Annotated in this window: 10 protein-coding genes; 5 read left to right on the forward strand and 5 right to left on the reverse strand. The window is 54.5% G+C overall.

Annotation, left to right across the window (positions count from 1 at the left end; all coding sequences use genetic code 11):
• Positions 1 to 11: 11 nt before the first annotated feature.
• From ccmB to M9H61_RS17035, 3 genes are all read right to left on the reverse strand, one after another.
• On the reverse strand, positions 12 to 677 hold the full coding sequence (gene ccmB / locus M9H61_RS17025; RefSeq protein WP_101245448.1) for a heme exporter protein CcmB: 666 nt from the start codon (positions 675 to 677) through the stop codon (positions 12 to 14).
• Positions 674 to 1,375, reverse strand: coding sequence for a heme ABC exporter ATP-binding protein CcmA (gene ccmA / locus M9H61_RS17030; RefSeq protein WP_206926784.1), 702 nt, complete (start codon positions 1,373 to 1,375; stop codon positions 674 to 676). Before ccmA ends, ccmB begins: the two co-directional genes overlap by 4 nt.
• Before the next feature lie 248 nt (positions 1,376 to 1,623).
• Positions 1,624 to 2,367: a thioredoxin family protein gene (locus M9H61_RS17035; protein ID WP_250281841.1), complete on the reverse strand. Its 744-nt coding sequence runs from the start codon at positions 2,365 to 2,367 to the stop codon at positions 1,624 to 1,626.
• Positions 2,368 to 2,649: 282 nt separating this feature from the next.
• Here M9H61_RS17035 and M9H61_RS17040 point away from each other — a divergent pair, with 282 nt between their 5' ends.
• The gene (locus M9H61_RS17040; RefSeq protein ID WP_101245451.1) at positions 2,650 to 3,987 is read left to right on the forward strand and encodes a sodium-dependent transporter; all 1,338 of its coding nucleotides are present in this window, start codon (positions 2,650 to 2,652) and stop codon (positions 3,985 to 3,987) included.
• Positions 3,988 to 4,053: 66 nt separating this feature from the next.
• Here the strand turns inward: M9H61_RS17040 and M9H61_RS17045 are convergent, their stop codons facing one another.
• Both M9H61_RS17045 and acnA read right to left on the reverse strand, forming a co-directional pair.
• Entirely contained in the window at positions 4,054 to 6,600 is a 2,547-nt protein-coding gene (locus M9H61_RS17045; protein ID WP_250281844.1) for an EAL domain-containing protein, read from the reverse strand.
• Positions 6,601 to 6,788: 188 nt separating this feature from the next.
• Positions 6,789 to 9,476 carry an aconitate hydratase AcnA gene (gene acnA, locus M9H61_RS17050; RefSeq protein WP_101245453.1) on the reverse strand — a complete coding sequence of 896 codons (2,688 nt, stop codon included), beginning with the start codon at positions 9,474 to 9,476 and terminating at the stop codon, positions 6,789 to 6,791.
• An 832-nt stretch (positions 9,477 to 10,308) separates the two neighbouring features.
• Here acnA and M9H61_RS17055 point away from each other — a divergent pair.
• The 4 genes from M9H61_RS17055 to M9H61_RS17070 all read left to right on the forward strand — a co-directional run bounded on the left by M9H61_RS17055 (position 10,309) and on the right by M9H61_RS17070 (position 15,118).
• Complete coding sequence (locus M9H61_RS17055; RefSeq protein ID WP_114112980.1) at positions 10,309 to 11,118, forward strand: ABC transporter ATP-binding protein; 810 nt, start codon at positions 10,309 to 10,311, stop codon at positions 11,116 to 11,118.
• Positions 11,119 to 11,120: 2 nt separating this feature from the next.
• Positions 11,121 to 13,070 (forward strand): long-chain fatty acid--CoA ligase, encoded by a 1,950-nt coding sequence (locus M9H61_RS17060; RefSeq protein WP_101245454.1) that lies wholly within the window; start codon positions 11,121 to 11,123, stop codon positions 13,068 to 13,070.
• A 62-nt stretch (positions 13,071 to 13,132) separates the two neighbouring features.
• The gene (locus M9H61_RS17065; RefSeq protein ID WP_101245455.1) at positions 13,133 to 14,026 is read left to right on the forward strand and encodes a branched-chain amino acid ABC transporter permease; all 894 of its coding nucleotides are present in this window, start codon (positions 13,133 to 13,135) and stop codon (positions 14,024 to 14,026) included.
• Positions 14,027 to 14,044: 18 nt separating this feature from the next.
• Positions 14,045 to 15,118 (forward strand): branched-chain amino acid ABC transporter permease, encoded by a 1,074-nt coding sequence (locus M9H61_RS17070; protein ID WP_114112875.1) that lies wholly within the window; start codon positions 14,045 to 14,047, stop codon positions 15,116 to 15,118.
• Positions 15,119 to 15,184: the final 66 nt, after the last annotated feature.

Here is a 15,184-nt window from a genome sequence, read left to right on the forward strand (position 1 = left end):
TCTTCTGTCCGTTATTCCATTGCCTGACGCACCGCATGGGCGGTGGCAAATGGCGTTGCTGCCAGTGCGATCAGCAAAATGGCAGCCATGATCTGTAACTGTGCGGTGGCCGAAATGCCCAGCAAGGCGGCCTCGACCGCACCGGCCCCGAAAATCAGAACCGGGATATAAAGCGGCAAGACCAGAAGCGACACCAGAACCCCGCCACGCCGTGCCCCCAAAATAAGTGCCGCCCCAATCGCGCCGATCAGACTAAGAGCCGGGGTACCAAGCAGCATGGCAAGCATCAGTGTAACAAACCCGTCCTGATCCATATTGAGCATCACGGCCATCAACGGGGCTGCAATGATCAATGGCAAGCCGGTGGTCAGCCAATGGGCACATACCTTGCCCAGTACCAGCAATTCCAGTGAAACCGGCGACAGGGTCAAAAGTTCAAGCGTGCCGTCCTCATAATCGGTCTGAAAGACCCGCTCAAGCGACAGCATCGCTGCCAGAAGTGCCGATACCCAGATCACCCCGGATGCAATCCGGGCCAGAATATTGGCTTCCGGGCCGACGCCGAACGGAAACAATGTGGTGGTCACAATAAAGAAGGCAACCACCATGACCGAATCTGCCCCCTGACGCAGTGCAAGACGCAGGTCGCGCTGTAAAATGGCAAGGAAACCGTTCATTGGGCGGCCTCCTGTGCGGATATCGGCGCCGATCCGTCCATTTCCGGATGTTCGATTAGCCATTCGACCATCGGAATGGCAAATTCATCCAGATCAAGTACGGTTGGCGCATCGACATCCAGATCGATATGTGTCGAATAGATCACAATGCCGCCACGCGCCCGAAATTCGGCAATCAGTCGGGCGACTTCGCCACAGCTTTCGCGGTCCAGTCCGACGGTCGGTTCATCAAGCAGCCAAAGATCACTTTGACCGATCAGAATACGGGCAAGGGCGGTGCGGCGTTTCTGTCCGCTTGAAAGATAACGGCCAGCGACCCGTGACAGGTGATGAATATCAAGCGCATCAAGGGCCGCATCAATTTCACCATCAAGGTCATCGACCCCGCGCATCTGCCCCCAAAGGCGCAAATTGTCGCGCACGGACAGCACCGGTTTGACGGCATCCTGATGGCCAAGATATTGCAGCCGGGCCTGATGGCCGATGCGGTCTTCGAGGATGTTTTCACCGTCCCAGCAAATCTGCCCGGCGCGCGGGGACAGCAGTCCGGCCATGACCCGCAACAGGCTGGATTTTCCGGCACCGTTCCGGCCACGCAGCACAATCGCGTCACCGGATCGGGCGGCAAAGGATAGGCCGCCAAATACCAGTCGCTCGCCGCGCAGGCAGGTCAAATCAGAACCGCTAAAATCTGCCATGTAACCCGTTCAATAGTCAGTGTCTCAGCCGTGGTCGCCGTATTCTATAACGCGTTTAGGCTGATTATCCATTCTTTAACCGAGCGCGGCCGCGATGGCTTTGTTTCAAATCAATCCAAACAAGGTCGGGAAAGATTGGCACGCACTGGTGCGGGCATATCAGGGGACGGGTTTCCAACCGGTGAATGTTTGGGCAAATGAAATGACATATAAAAGGGGCGTTAAAGGCGTGCGGGGGGCAGCGGATTTTAATAGCGGATGACAGATGCCGAGATGATCGGGCCACCATTTCCGTTTTGAACCAGGACCGCAATGCCACCGTCACAGGCCTTTGTCATGGCAAACGGAATGTCTTTTGATGATCCGTCCCATGGACCAAGGTCGATCATCTCGCGGACGACATTGGCATGTACCAGCCGTTTCCCGGCATTCTCGCCCGATAGAACGTCACGCTGGTGTTCACGGTCAAAACCGATGATCCAGATACGATGGGCGTTTCCCGAACCCGGCATCGTGATGTTGCGCAGTGCGACCGTACCGCGGGCGGGCAGACCGGTGCTGTCTGATGCCAGTGTGATTGCCGAGATGTCCTTTAAACCGGGCAGGGCATCGGCGGTCGACTCGATACGCCGTTTTGCGGTTGCCTGAACCACATTGTCACCATTGATAATGACCTGTGGGGTATAGACATACCGTTCGCGCATCCGGTTGGCATAGTCGCGTTGCCGGTCGCTGTATTGGGAATCGGAAAACGGATCCGTCCAGCCCAGATAGTTCCAGTAATCGACATGGTATGACAGTGCCAGAAGGTCGGTATGTTCCTGATTTATCTGATAAAGAACACGATCTGCTGGCGGGCAGGAGTTGCATCCTTGCGAGGTGTAAAGCTCTATCACGGCGTGGGGAGTTGTGCTTTCGGCGGCATATGCCGGGCCGGAAAGCATCATGAACGCCAGTGCAAGCATGCAGATGATGGGGCGAATATGTTTCATGCCCATCATCATGCCCGAGAACTGCCATCAACCCCTAATCACAAGGCCTTGAAAGCAACGGGAAGACCAAAAGGGCGGATTCTTGCGCTTTTTGGGTGAATTTCGAAATGAGATTTCCAAAGATTGATGTTAATAGCTGCGGACCAATCGGGACCACCTTGAGGGAACGGTCGCAGCGCATCGGGTGAATTCGCCTGTGCGTTAAATGATAAAAATCTGGAATCGGTCTGCCGGCGGGAGCTTCATCCGGCAATTCCGGTCCGAAACAAGGTTTGCAGGTTAATGATGAAACGTGAACACTGGGGCTCGCGCCTCGGCTTTATTCTGGCAGCTGCGGGGTCGGCCGTCGGACTTGGGAATATCTGGAAGTTCCCGTATATGGCGGGCGAAAACGGCGGTGGCGCCTTCCTGATTATTTATCTGGCACTGGTCTTTACCATCGGGATTTCGGTCATGCTGGCCGAATTCGTGATTGGCCGCATGTCTGAAAAGAATGCGATTGGCGCGTTCGCCAAGCTCAAAGGCGGTCTTTGGCCGGTCATCGGGTTCTTTGGTGTGGCTGCTGCCTTTATCATTCTGTCCTTCTATAGCGTCGTCGCTGGCTGGACGATTTCCTATATGATCAAATCGATCACCGGTGCGCTGGCGATCGAAGATCCGGCCGCGCTGGGAAGCCTGTTTGGTGATTTCATTTCCGATCCGGTTTCGCCGCTGATCTTCCATGCGATCTTTATGGCGCTGACGATTTTCGTGGTTCTGGCCGGTGTTGGTTCCGGGATTGAACGCGCATCGAAAATCCTGATGCCGGCCCTGTTTGCACTTCTGATCATTCTGATCATCCGTTCGGTCACGCTGCCTGGTGGTGGCGAAGGTGTCGCCTTCCTGCTGTCGCCAGACTTTTCCAAAGTGACCTGGGAAACTGTATCGGGTGCGTTGTCGCAGGCATTCTTCTCGCTCTCGCTCGGTATGGGCGCGATGATCACCTATGGCTCGTACCTGTCGAAAAAAGAAAACATCGCCGGTTCTGCCGGTTGGGTGACGCTGCTTGATACCGCGGTTGCCGTAATGGCGGGTCTTTTGATCCTGCCGGCGGTCTTTGCATTCGGCTTTGATCCGAGTGCCGGTCCCGGCTTGACCTTTATCACGCTTCCGGCTGTGTTTGCACATATGCCGATGGGCTCGCTATTTGCCTTTATGTTCTTCCTGCTTCTGGGCATTGCGGCTTTGACTTCGGCGGTATCGATCCTTGAAGTGGTTGTGGCCTATTTCGTTGATGACCGTGGTGTCAGCCGCAAAACCGCAGCCATCGTGGTTGGCGTGATCATTTTTGCGCTCGGTATCCCGTCTTCGTTGTCGCTTGGCGTGATGTCGGATGTCACCATCTTTGGCAAAAGCTTCTTTGATCTGATGGACTTCATCAGTTCGAACCTGCTGTTGCCGATCGGTGGCCTGTTCATTTCGCTGTTTGTTGGCTGGGTCATCTGGGGCAAGGCCAAAGAAGAAATCGCAGCACATGACGGTATCGTCCCGATGTGGATCAATGCCTGGGGACTGATTGTCAAATTCGTTGCCCCGGTTGCGATTGCCTTCATCCTGCTTAAGGGGCTCGGTATCTTCTAGGATCAGAAGAACCGGTTCATGAAGTTTGAAAGGGCGGGAATAATCCCGCCCTTTTGCTTTTGGGGTTCAGCCATCCGTTGCGGTGGCAAGCCTTGAAATATCCTGTGCGCTCATTGGTCGGCCAAGCAGGTAACCCTGCACAAGGTCGCACCCGGCATCCCGCAGAACTTCAAGCTGGCGGTCGTTTTCAACCCCTTCGGCAATGCAGGTTTTGCCAAGGTTGCGCGCCATATTGATGATGGTGATTGCCAATGTCCGGCCTTCTTCGCCACGATCGATGTCGGTGACAAAACTGCGATCGAGCTTGATCTGATCAAATGGCAGGGTCCGCAGATAGCTCAGGCTGGAAAAGCCGGTGCCAAAATCATCAAGCGAAATGCGAATGCCCAGATCCTGGATACGCTGAAGTTTGGCACGCATGTCGGCCATATCGCGCATGAACAGGCTTTCGGTGACTTCGATTTCAAGCCGGTCGGCAGACAACCCCTTGTCGACCAGAATGGCACGCAGCTGTTCTGCAAGATCGACCGTGCCATAGAATTGCTGAACCGACACATTCACCGCCAGCCGCAGATTGTGCAGACCTTCGCTGCGCCAGTTGACCAGTTGACGACAGGCCGTGCGCATGACCCAGCGGCCCAGTTCGCCGATGACACCGATTTCTTCGGCGACCGGGATAAAGGTCGATGGCGGGATATGTTCGCCGCTTGCCGTTGTCCATCTTGCCAAGGCTTCGACACCGCACAACTGGCCGGTTTTGGTGTCAAATTGCGGTTGATAGGCAAGATGGAGTTCATTGTTATCAAGCGCGCGCCGCAACGCCGTTTCAAGTGCCAGATCAGCACCCTTCTGACTTTGCAGCGACACGCTGAACCGGCCGACCCGGTTGCGTCCCTGTTCCTTTGCCTGAAGCATGGCAATTTCAACACAGCGCAAAAGATTGCTGGTGTCATTGGCATCCTTGGGAAAAGAGGCAATGCCGATGCTGGCCGAAAGATAAAGGTCATCACCCTTGCTGGTCAGATGCGGTTCGCCAAGCCGGACAAGAACGCGTTCGGCAAGGTTCAGGGCTTCCTGTTCGGTTTTTATGTCGGGCAGGATGGCGGCATATTCATCGGCACCGACACGGGCCATGACCGCATCATGGCCAAGTTCGCGGCTGATGCGTCGGGATACTTCAACCAGAACATCATCTCCGGCATTGTGGCCCAGTGCGTTGTTGACGCGCTGAAAGTTATCAAGATCCAGCATCATGACAGTCAATGGCCGGCCATGCTGCCGGGCGCGCCCGACATGAAGCGACAGCAATTCCGAAAAACGTCGGCGGTTGGGCATGCCGGTCAGTTCGTCGGTAAAGGCAATCCGAAGGATATCTTCGCGGTTTTTTTCGCGTTCACTGATGTCGGTAAAGATCGATGCATAATGGCTTATGGTGCCATCGCTGTCGCGGATGGCCATGATCGAAAGCCATTCCGGGAATGTTTCACCCGATTTGCGACGGTTCCAGATCTCGCCTTCCCATTTGCCGGTCCGGGCAAGTTCGACCCACATCTGGCGATAGAAGTCCTTGCTTTGGCGACCGGACTGCAAAATGCTCGGGTTTTTGCCAATGACTTCTTCGGCCTGATAACCGGTGACACGGGTAAAGGCGGGGTTGACGGCCTCGATCTCGGCGCGGGCATTACAGACCATGACGCAGTCTGGCGAGTTTTCAATCAGCTTTCGGGCAAGCGCAAGTGACTGGCGGGCCTTGACCAGTTCGCTGTCGCTGTCATCATTGATGTTGTTCAGATAGATCAGATAGTCCTGCTCGATAAATTCAAGCAGATCGGCAAAGGACAGAACGCCGATGATTTCCCGGTGCTGGTTATGAACAACAAGGTGGCGGATGTTCTTGCGCAACATGATGGTGCGCGCATCATTAAGGTTCACATCCCCGTTAATGACCATAACCGGACGGGTGGCAATATCACCTGCTGTCAGGCCATCATTGTTATCGGCAAAACCGCGCAGGATATCGCGTTCGGTAATGATACCGGTTTGCTGATCGACCGGCAGGTCGGCGGGAAAACCGGTAACGATGGCGCTGTCGCATTTTTCGCCATGCATGCGGTGTCGCAATTCCGACACAGGCATCCGGGCATCGACAAAGATTGTCGACCGTCGGACCGCATCGGCAACGTCATTTGCGCTGAACGGCTTTTTGTTGCTGATCTGCCGGATCAGATCGGTCCGGCTGATGATGCCGACCAGACAATCATTTTCATCGACGGTGACCAGGTGGCGGACATTGCGTTCGCGCATCCTGACGATGGCTGATTGCGGGCTGGCATGGATGGAGATGGTGTGAACCGGATGCGACATGCGCATCTCGACGGGTTGCGACAGCACAGCTTTGCTGTTGGCTGGTAACGACAACAGGTCGTGCTCTGTCAGTATTCCGACCGGCTTGTTCGACTGTACCACAATGATGGAACTGCTGTTGGCATTGCGCATTTTGGTGACGGCTTGCGCAAGTGGCGTTGCAGGCGAGCAACTTAAAACAGTTCCGGGTGACAGCGTACCGACCGTCAGACCAAAAGACCGGTCTTCGGCTGGGGTAGGGCGTATCATTTGATCCTGCTCAGAAGACAATTCGAATTGCACCTGACTTAGCAGACAACAAGCAGTTTAGGATTGTTTTGGATCAAGGACACATGTCGGAATTGTTTCGCCGGTTTTGACATCAACCGGAAATAAAACACCCCGCCGGACAAAACCGGCGGGGTGTCTTTTGGTCAGCGTCTGACTTCGTACTGAAATCAGGCAGCTTTCATCATGTTACGCAGAACGAACTGCAAGATGCCGCCGTTCTGGTAGTAGAGAACTTCGTTCTCGGTATCGATACGGCAGGTGGCAACGAATTCTTCGGTGCTGCCATCTTTGCGCGTGATGCGAACCGTAACGTCCTGAAGCGGGGTGATACCATCACCGATGCCAAGGACATCAAAGGTTTCAGAACCATCAAGCTTGTAGGTCGCACGACCTTCACCGTTTTTGAACTGCAGCGGCAGGACGCCCATGCAGACCAGGTTGGTGCGGTGAATACGTTCGAAGCTTTCCGCGATCACAGCTTTGACGCCAAGCAGGTTGGTGCCTTTTGCTGCCCAGTCACGCGAAGAACCGGTGCCGTATTCTTTACCGGCGACGACAACCAGCGGGGTGCCTTCGGCCTGATAGCGCATGGCAACGTCATAAACCCAGCCCTGTTCACCCGACGGGTAATGGACCGAGATGCCGCCTTCGGTGCCCGGTGCCATTTCGTTACGAATACGAATGTTGGCAAAGGTACCGCGCATCATGACTTCGTGGTTACCACGACGTGCGCCATAGGAGTTGAAGTCACGAACCGCAACGCCATTCGCCTTGAGGTATTCACCTGCCGGGCTTTCTTCCTTGATCGAACCGGCCGGAGAAATGTGGTCGGTGGTAACAGAGTCACCCAGGATCAGGAGCGGACGTGCACCGTGGACTTCTGCGAAGTCGTTCGGCTCTGCCGCCATGTTGACGAAGTAAGGCGGGTTCTGGACGTAGGTGGATTTGCCATCCCACGCGAAGGTTTCGCCTTCGGTGATTTCGATGGCCTGCCACGGCTTCGGACCAGCAAAGATGTTGTCGTAACGCTCTTTGTACATCGCAGCCGAAATCGACGACGCAATGGTGTCGGCAATTTCTTTGTTGCTCGGCCAGATGTCTTTGAGGAAGACGTCATTGCCGTTCTTGTCGGTACCGATCGGGTCGTTGTTCAGATCGACCTTCAGGTTACCGGCAAGGGCATAGGCAACAACCAGCGGCGGCGAGGCAAGGTAGTTTGCCTTGACGTGCGGGCTGATACGGCCTTCGAAGTTACGGTTACCCGAAAGAACGGCGGTAACGAGCATGTCGTTGCCGTCGATTGCTTCGGCGATCGGGCCGGCAAGCGGACCGGAGTTACCGATACAGGTGGTGCAACCGAAACCGGCAACGTTAAAGCCAAGCTGATCCAGGTAATCCTGAAGGCCGGCTTTTTCTAGGTAGTCGGCAACAACGAGCGAACCCGGTGCAAGCGAGGTTTTCACCCACGGTTTGCGGTTCAGGCCAAGCTCGACAGCTTTTTTCGCCAGCAGACCGGCTGCGATCAGCACGCTCGGGTTCGAGGTGTTGGTGCAGGACGTGATTGCGGCGATGACGACGTTACCGTCTTTCATTTCGAAGTTTTCATTCGAAACCGGAACGGAACGATCAGCATCTACACCCGGTGCCATGTCGGCAAAGGTGCCATTGAAGCTCGATACGGCGTCTTTAAGAAGGACGCGGTCCTGCGGACGCTTCGGACCCGACAGGGCCGGCTCGACAGTCGAGATGTCAAGTTCAAGCGTTGCAGTGTATTCTGCTTCGAAGCCCGGCTCGCGCCACATGCCCTGTTCTTTGGCATATGCTTCAACCAGGGCAATCTGGTCTTCGTCACGGCCGGTCGAACGCATGTAGTTCAGCGTTTCGTCATCGATCGGGAAGAAGCCACAGGTCGCACCATATTCCGGTGCCATGTTACCGATGGTCGCACGGTCCGGCAGGCTCATGTGGTCAAGTGCATCGCCATAGAATTCGACGAATTTGCCGACAACGCCTTTTTCACGCAGCATCTGAACGACGCGCAGAACAAGGTCGGTTGCGGTGATGCCTTCTTTCATGGTGCCGGTCAGCTTAAAGCCGACGACTTCCGGGATCAGCATCGAGATCGGCTGGCCAAGCATTGCTGCTTCGGCTTCCAGACCACCAACACCCCAACCAAGAACAGCAAGGCCGTTCACCATGGTGGTGTGGGAATCGGTGCCGACCAGGGTATCAGGATATGCAACGGTCTTGCCGTCTTCGTCCTTGCCGGTCCAGACGACCTTGGCAAGATGTTCGACGTTGACCTGGTGGCAGATGCCTGCGCCCGGCGGAACGATGCGGAAGTTGTTGAACGCGTTCTGACCCCAACGCAGGAAGCCATAACGTTCGCCGTTACGTTCGAACTCGACTTCCATGTTTTTGTCGAGTGCATCATCGGTGCCGAAGAAGTCGATCATGACCGAGTGGTCAATGACGAGATCAACCGGTGAAAGCGGGTTCACCTTCTGGGCGTCGCCACCCATGTTGACAACGGCATCGCGCATCGCGGCAAGGTCAACGACGGCGGGAACGCCGGTGAAGTCCTGCATCAGAACGCGGGCCGGACGATAGTTGATCTCATGGCTGCTCTTGCGGGCTTTGAGCCAGTCTACAACAGCCTGAACATCGTCGGTTTTGACAGTGAAGTCATCTTCATAGCGCAGAAGGTTCTCAAGAACCACTTTCAGCGTGAAGGGAAGTTTGGAAACGTCGCCGAGTTTTTCGGAAGCAACTTTGAGGCTGTAATAGTCGACGGAATTATCCCCGACTTTCAGCGTGCGGCGCGTTTTCAGGTTGTCTTTGCCACAAATGGACATCAGACCCTCCTCAAGGTGGTTAAAAGGGCTTGTCGTGACAAGACACCCCGACCGTCGGAGCGCCGAGCGGTGGGCTATCTGTGTTGCGTGACGCGGGTCACGGCTACATATGCATGTGCACCGGGGTTACACCACAATTCCCTGTGAAAGTCCAGACCCAGTGAAGGGGTATTCAGTAAAACCCGCTGATCACAGCATATTGGCAAAGTCCAACAAGCATCGGTAAACCTTTGATCGATATGTGAAGGCGCATTTCGCCTTTCAATAGGGGCTGTTCGGAGGCCGAGTCTGTTGCTGGCCATATTGCTTGCGCGTTTTCGGGGCATGTCGGGGGTGCGGTGGTGCGCTGATCGCGAACGAGGATACCAGACGCCGTAAAAGCCCGCCCCGAATCCGTTCCGATTCGATCAATCGCGCTGATCTGGATCCGCCTTATTCGGGGGCATTCACCCGTCAAATATTGTGCGGTGCATGATCGCGAAAATTTTTTGCAATGCGACGTGCGCGGGGCTGCCTAACTGATCTCACCGTCAGATAACGTTACGTAATCAAGGGTAGAAAGATGGTGCGCGGTAGGCGAATTTAAATTGTGCATTGCGAATTTGTAGAAAAGTCGCAATCCCTTGCTGATCATTGCATTGACGCAATATGCTGAAATTGGTACTTAAATGCCTATTAAATGTGTCAGGCCCGGTTTCCGTAAGGTCAGGGTCCCAAAAAAATCCGACACATCATCAGGGAAACTGAATATCGGTTCGCGAATTTCACCAAGATGAACCCGAAATGTGGTTCTGCGGCATTTGCGGCCCAAGTCAGGGAGGAATGCGACGGCATGACGTCACAGAGTCCTATTTTACAGATCAGCGATGTGTCGCTGGTTTTCGGCGGTGTACGTGCGCTGAGTGATGTCAGCTTTTCCGTCCAGCCGGGCGAACTGTTTTCGATCATCGGCCCGAACGGCGCGGGCAAGACGTCCATGCTGAACTGCGTGTCGGGGCGTTACACCCCGACCACCGGATCGGTATCGTTCAAAGGTCAGGATGTTACGGGGCTTAAACCCAATGATCGTGCCGAACTGGGCATCGGTCGTACATTCCAGAATCTGGCGCTGTTTGGCCATATGAATGTTCTCGATAACATCATGGTCGGTCGCCACCATCTTTTGAAAAACAACTTCCTGAACGGGCCGCTTTACTGGTTTGGCGGTGCGCAGAAGGAAGAACTCGAACACCGTCGCTTCTGCGAAGACGTGATCGATTTTCTTGAAATTTCCCATATCCGCAAGGCAACGGCCGGCACGCTTTCATATGGTCTGCGCAAACGCGTCGAGCTGGCGCGTGCTGTTGCACTGCGTCCTGATCTGATCCTGCTTGATGAGCCGATGGCGGGCATGAACCTCGAAGAAAAAGAGGACATGGCGCGCTTTATCATCGACCTCAACGAAGAATGGGGCATGACGGTTGTGATGATTGAACATGACATGGGTGTTGTCATGGATATCTCGAACCGGGTCATGGTTCTCGACTTCGGACGCAAGATTGCCGAAGGCCTCCCCGACGAGGTGATGGCCAACAGTCACGTCAAGAAGGCCTATCTGGGTGAAGAAGACGACGAAACGGATGAAGACGAGCAGGTGGCCTGATCATGAGCAGCAATATCCCCGATTATGCCGACGTGCAGTCGCTTGATACCTTCCCGAAAGTGCTGGCCTATAATGCGCGCAACTGGGGTGGTGACGTTGCCATGCGCGAAAAGGAATTCGGCATCTGGCAGGAATTCACTTGGAAAGATTACAATGACCGCGTCAAATGGATGACGCTTGGCATGCGTGCGCTTGGCATCGGGCAGGGCGATGTTGTTGGCATCATCGGTGAAAACCGTCCGGAATGGGTTTGGGGCGAAATTGCTGCCCATGCCCTTCGCGGAATGTCGGTCGGTCTGTATCAGGACAGCCTTCACGAAGAAGTCGCCTATCTGATCACCTATTCGGGTGCCCGTATCCTGATCGCCGAAGACGAAGAACAGTGTGACAAGCTGATCGAACTTGGCGACGACATTCCGACCGTGGAACATATCGTTTATTGCGACCCGCGCGGGATGCGCAAATATGACGATCCGCGTTTGATGGATGTCGAAAAGCTTTACGAGCTTGGCCGCGAACTCGAAGAAAAAAATCCCGGTATCTATGACCAAATGGTCGCCGATACCAAGGGTGATGAATGCGCGATCCTGTGCACGACATCGGGCACGACGTCCAAGCCGAAAATGGCGATGCTCAATTCCGGTGATTTTCTGGATCATTGCGCGGCGTATCTGCGTGCTGACCCGAAATATCCGGGTGATAACTATGTATCTGTCCTGCCGCTTCCGTGGATTATGGAACAGGTCTATGTGGTTGGTCAGTCGCTGGTCAGTCGCCAGATCGTCAATTTCGTCGAAGAGCAGGAAACCATGATGGCCGACCTGCGCGAAATTGGTCCGAACTTCGTGCTGCTTGCGCCGCGCGTCTGGGAAACCATTGCCGCCGATGTGCGGGCCCGGATGATGGATTCAACGCCGTTCAAGCAAAAGATGTTTGATTTCGGCATGGCTCTGGCCCGCACGGCGCTGGATAATGGCGGTCATTCCAAGATGGCCGACGTCATTTTGATGAATGCGCTCAAAGACCGTCTTGGTTTTTCCAACCTGCGCTCAGCCGCAACCGGCGGGGCGGCGATTGGTCCGGAAACCTTCAAGTTCTTCCATGCGATGGGCGTGCCGTTGCGTCAGCTTTATGGCCAGACCGAACTTTGCGGCGCCTATACCATTCATCAGCCCGATGATATCGATTTTGATACGGTCGGTGTTGCCTTTGACAATTCCGACATCCAGGTCATCAATACCGATGAAAACGGAGTTGGCGAAATCGTTGCCCGGACGTCGGGCATGTTCACCGGATATTACAAAAACCAGTCCGCCTATGACGAAGATGTCAGAGATGGCTGGATGCATACCGGTGATGCCGGTTACTTCAAGAAAGAAAACAATCATCTGGTTGTGATCGATCGCATGAAGGATCTGGCGGAAACCTCGACCGGGGTGCGTTATTCGCCGCAGTTTATTGAAAACAAACTGAAATTCTCGCCCTTCATTGCCGAGGCCGTGATCCTTGGCAAGGATCTTCCGTTCCTGTCGACCATGATCTGTATTCGTTATTCGATCATGGCGAAATGGGCCGAACAGCGCGGGATTGCCTTTACCAACTATACCAACCTGTCCGCCCAGCCGCAGGTCTATGACATGATCACCGAGGAAATCCGCGAGGTGAACAAGACCCTGCCAGAGGCACAGCGCATCAAACGCTTCCTGCTTCTTTACAAGGAACTGGATGCCGATGACGGCGAACTGACTCGTACGCGCAAGGTGCGCCGTGGCGTGGTTGCCGAAAAATACGCCGACATCATCGATGCGGTTTATGCCGGCAATGACAAGGTTGATATCGACACCATGATCACCTTCCAGGATGGGTCGAAGACCCGCATCCAGACAAGCGTGAAGGTCGTCGATCTCGAAGATAACAAGGTCGCACAGACGGCCCCGAAAGCCGCCGAATAAGGCAGCAGCAAAACTGTGGTCCCGATCACCGGATCGCGGACCGCCATTACAGGGATGGCAACATGAATTTCGAACTTCTGTTCCAGCTTCTGCTGAACGGGTTGATCGTCGGGACACTGTATGGTGTCGTCGCGATGTGCTTCGTGCTCATCTATAAATCAACCCAGATCGTTAACTTTGCCCAGGGCGAGTTTCTGCTGATTGGCGCGTGGGTTTGCTATGCGTTCCTTGTGGAAATGAGTATGCCCTTCTGGCTGGGTTTCCTGTTTACGCTGCTGTTTATGATGGCGTTTGGCATCATTCTTCAGATGGTTGTCTTGCGGCCCATGATTGGCGAACCGATCATTTCCGTGATCATGGTGACCATCGGGCTTTCGATCTTTTTCCAGGCGGCAACCAAATGGATTTTCGGGGCCACCACAGCAACTTATCCGCAGGTATTTGAAACCCGTTCGATCAACCTTCTGGGGATGCAGATCGAAACGGCCTACATCATGAGCTTCGTGATCTCGTTGTTCATCATGGCCGGGTTCTACTGGTTCTTCAAATATTCCAAGCTTGGCCTTGCGATGCGCGCAACCGCCTTTGATCAGCAGGTCGCACAAAGCCTTGGCATTTCGGTCAAAACCGTCTTTGCGATGTCCTGGGCGATTTCGGCCCTGGTTTCGGGGATCGCCGGTATCGTGATCGGGATGGTCAATGGTGTGTCTTCGGCCCTGTCGGTGATCGGGATCAAGGTGTTCCCGGCGGTTATTCTGGGCGGGCTTGACTCCATCGTCGGTGCGATTGTCGGTGGTGTGATTATCGGTCTTCTTGAAAACACGGCCGAGTTTGTGGATGGCCAGTATCTGAACTGGGGCAACCTGTTCTCGATCGCGCCGTTCTATGTGCTGATCATTATTCTGTGCATCAAGCCATATGGCCTGTTTGGCACCAAAGACATCGAACGTATCTAAGGGACGAGGAAAAGTACTATGGCTGGATTTTCGATGCGTCCCTGCGGTGATTTCCGAACGACCTATCGTCAGGATACGCGGATTTTTGATACGACCTATATCCGCAATGCCGCGATCCTTGGCATTCTTGCGGTGGCAATGATCCCGTTTGTTCTGGATGGCTATTACGTCAACCTGTTCATCCAGATCTCGTACTTTGCGATTGCGGCACTTGGATTGAATATCCTGGTCGGTTTTACCGGTCAGATTTCACTGGGCCATGCGGCGTTCTTTGGATTTGGCGCCTTTGCATCGGCCTGGATCAACAACACGACCGGTATTCCGGTGTTGCTGTCCATTCCGCTTGCCGGCCTGATGACAGCGGCTGTTGGTATGCTGTTTGGTCTGCCTGCGGCCCGGATCAAGGGGCTTTATCTGGCGATTGCCACCCTGGCGGCCCAGTTCATTCTTGAAGATTTCTTTGCCCGTGCCGAATGGTTTACCGGTGGTTCGTACGGGGCTGCGGCCAACCCGATCAATGTGTTCGGCTATGAAATTCTTGATGATTTCAGCTTCTTCTATGTGTCGCTGTTCTTCCTGGTGCTGATGTATCTGTTGGGCACCAACCTGATGCGGACCCGTGATGGTCGTGCCTTTGTTGCGGTACGTGACCATTACCTGTCAGCTGAAATCATGGGCATCAATCTGACGAAATACCGTCTGATGAGCTTTGCCATCTCGTCCTTCTATGCCGGTGTCGGCGGGGCGATGTATGGGCATTATCTCGGCTTTGTTTCGGCCGAAGGTTTCACCATTCTGCTGTCGATCCAGTTCCTTGGCATGATCATTATCGGTGGTCTCGGATCGGTCAAAGGCACCCTGATGGGAACCGTGTTTATGGTGCTTCTGCCCGAAGTCATGGAAAGCGGTGTCAGCGCATTAAGCGTTTTTGAATGGGCAAGTTCGACGGCTGTGACCGACGGGCTGGCTTATATCAAGGAGATGGCAATTGGTCTGGCCATCATCCTGTTCCTGATCTTTGAGCCGGATGGGCTTGCCCATCGCTGGCAACAGATCAGGGCGTACTGGAAGCTTTATCCCTTCTCGTACTGATAAAGACCCCGAACCCGCCCCGCTTAAAAAACAAAAAGGGCCGGGACCAAAACGGGGAGACCGGGA

This window comes from Thalassospira sp. GO-4 (assembly GCF_023588965.1).
In the GTDB taxonomy this organism is placed as follows: domain Bacteria; phylum Pseudomonadota; class Alphaproteobacteria; order Rhodospirillales; family Thalassospiraceae; genus Thalassospira; species Thalassospira povalilytica.

Coding starts and splice junctions, on each gene's coding strand:
- M9H61_RS17055 (WP_114112980.1), top strand. CDS start 10,309: ATGACGTCACAGAGTCCTATTTTACAGATCAGCGATGTGTCGCTGGTT.
- ccmA (WP_206926784.1), bottom strand. CDS start 1,375: ATGGCAGATTTTAGCGGTTCTGATTTGACCTGCCTGCGCGGCGAGCGA.
- M9H61_RS17070 (WP_114112875.1), top strand. CDS start 14,045: ATGGCTGGATTTTCGATGCGTCCCTGCGGTGATTTCCGAACGACCTAT.
- ccmB (WP_101245448.1), bottom strand. CDS start 677: ATGAACGGTTTCCTTGCCATTTTACAGCGCGACCTGCGTCTTGCACTG.
- M9H61_RS17065 (WP_101245455.1), top strand. CDS start 13,133: ATGAATTTCGAACTTCTGTTCCAGCTTCTGCTGAACGGGTTGATCGTC.
- M9H61_RS17040 (WP_101245451.1), top strand. CDS start 2,650: ATGATGAAACGTGAACACTGGGGCTCGCGCCTCGGCTTTATTCTGGCA.
- acnA (WP_101245453.1), bottom strand. CDS start 9,476: ATGTCCATTTGTGGCAAAGACAACCTGAAAACGCGCCGCACGCTGAAA.
- M9H61_RS17035 (WP_250281841.1), bottom strand. CDS start 2,367: ATGAAACATATTCGCCCCATCATCTGCATGCTTGCACTGGCGTTCATG.
- M9H61_RS17060 (WP_101245454.1), top strand. CDS start 11,121: ATGAGCAGCAATATCCCCGATTATGCCGACGTGCAGTCGCTTGATACC.
- M9H61_RS17045 (WP_250281844.1), bottom strand. CDS start 6,600: ATGATACGCCCTACCCCAGCCGAAGACCGGTCTTTTGGTCTGACGGTC.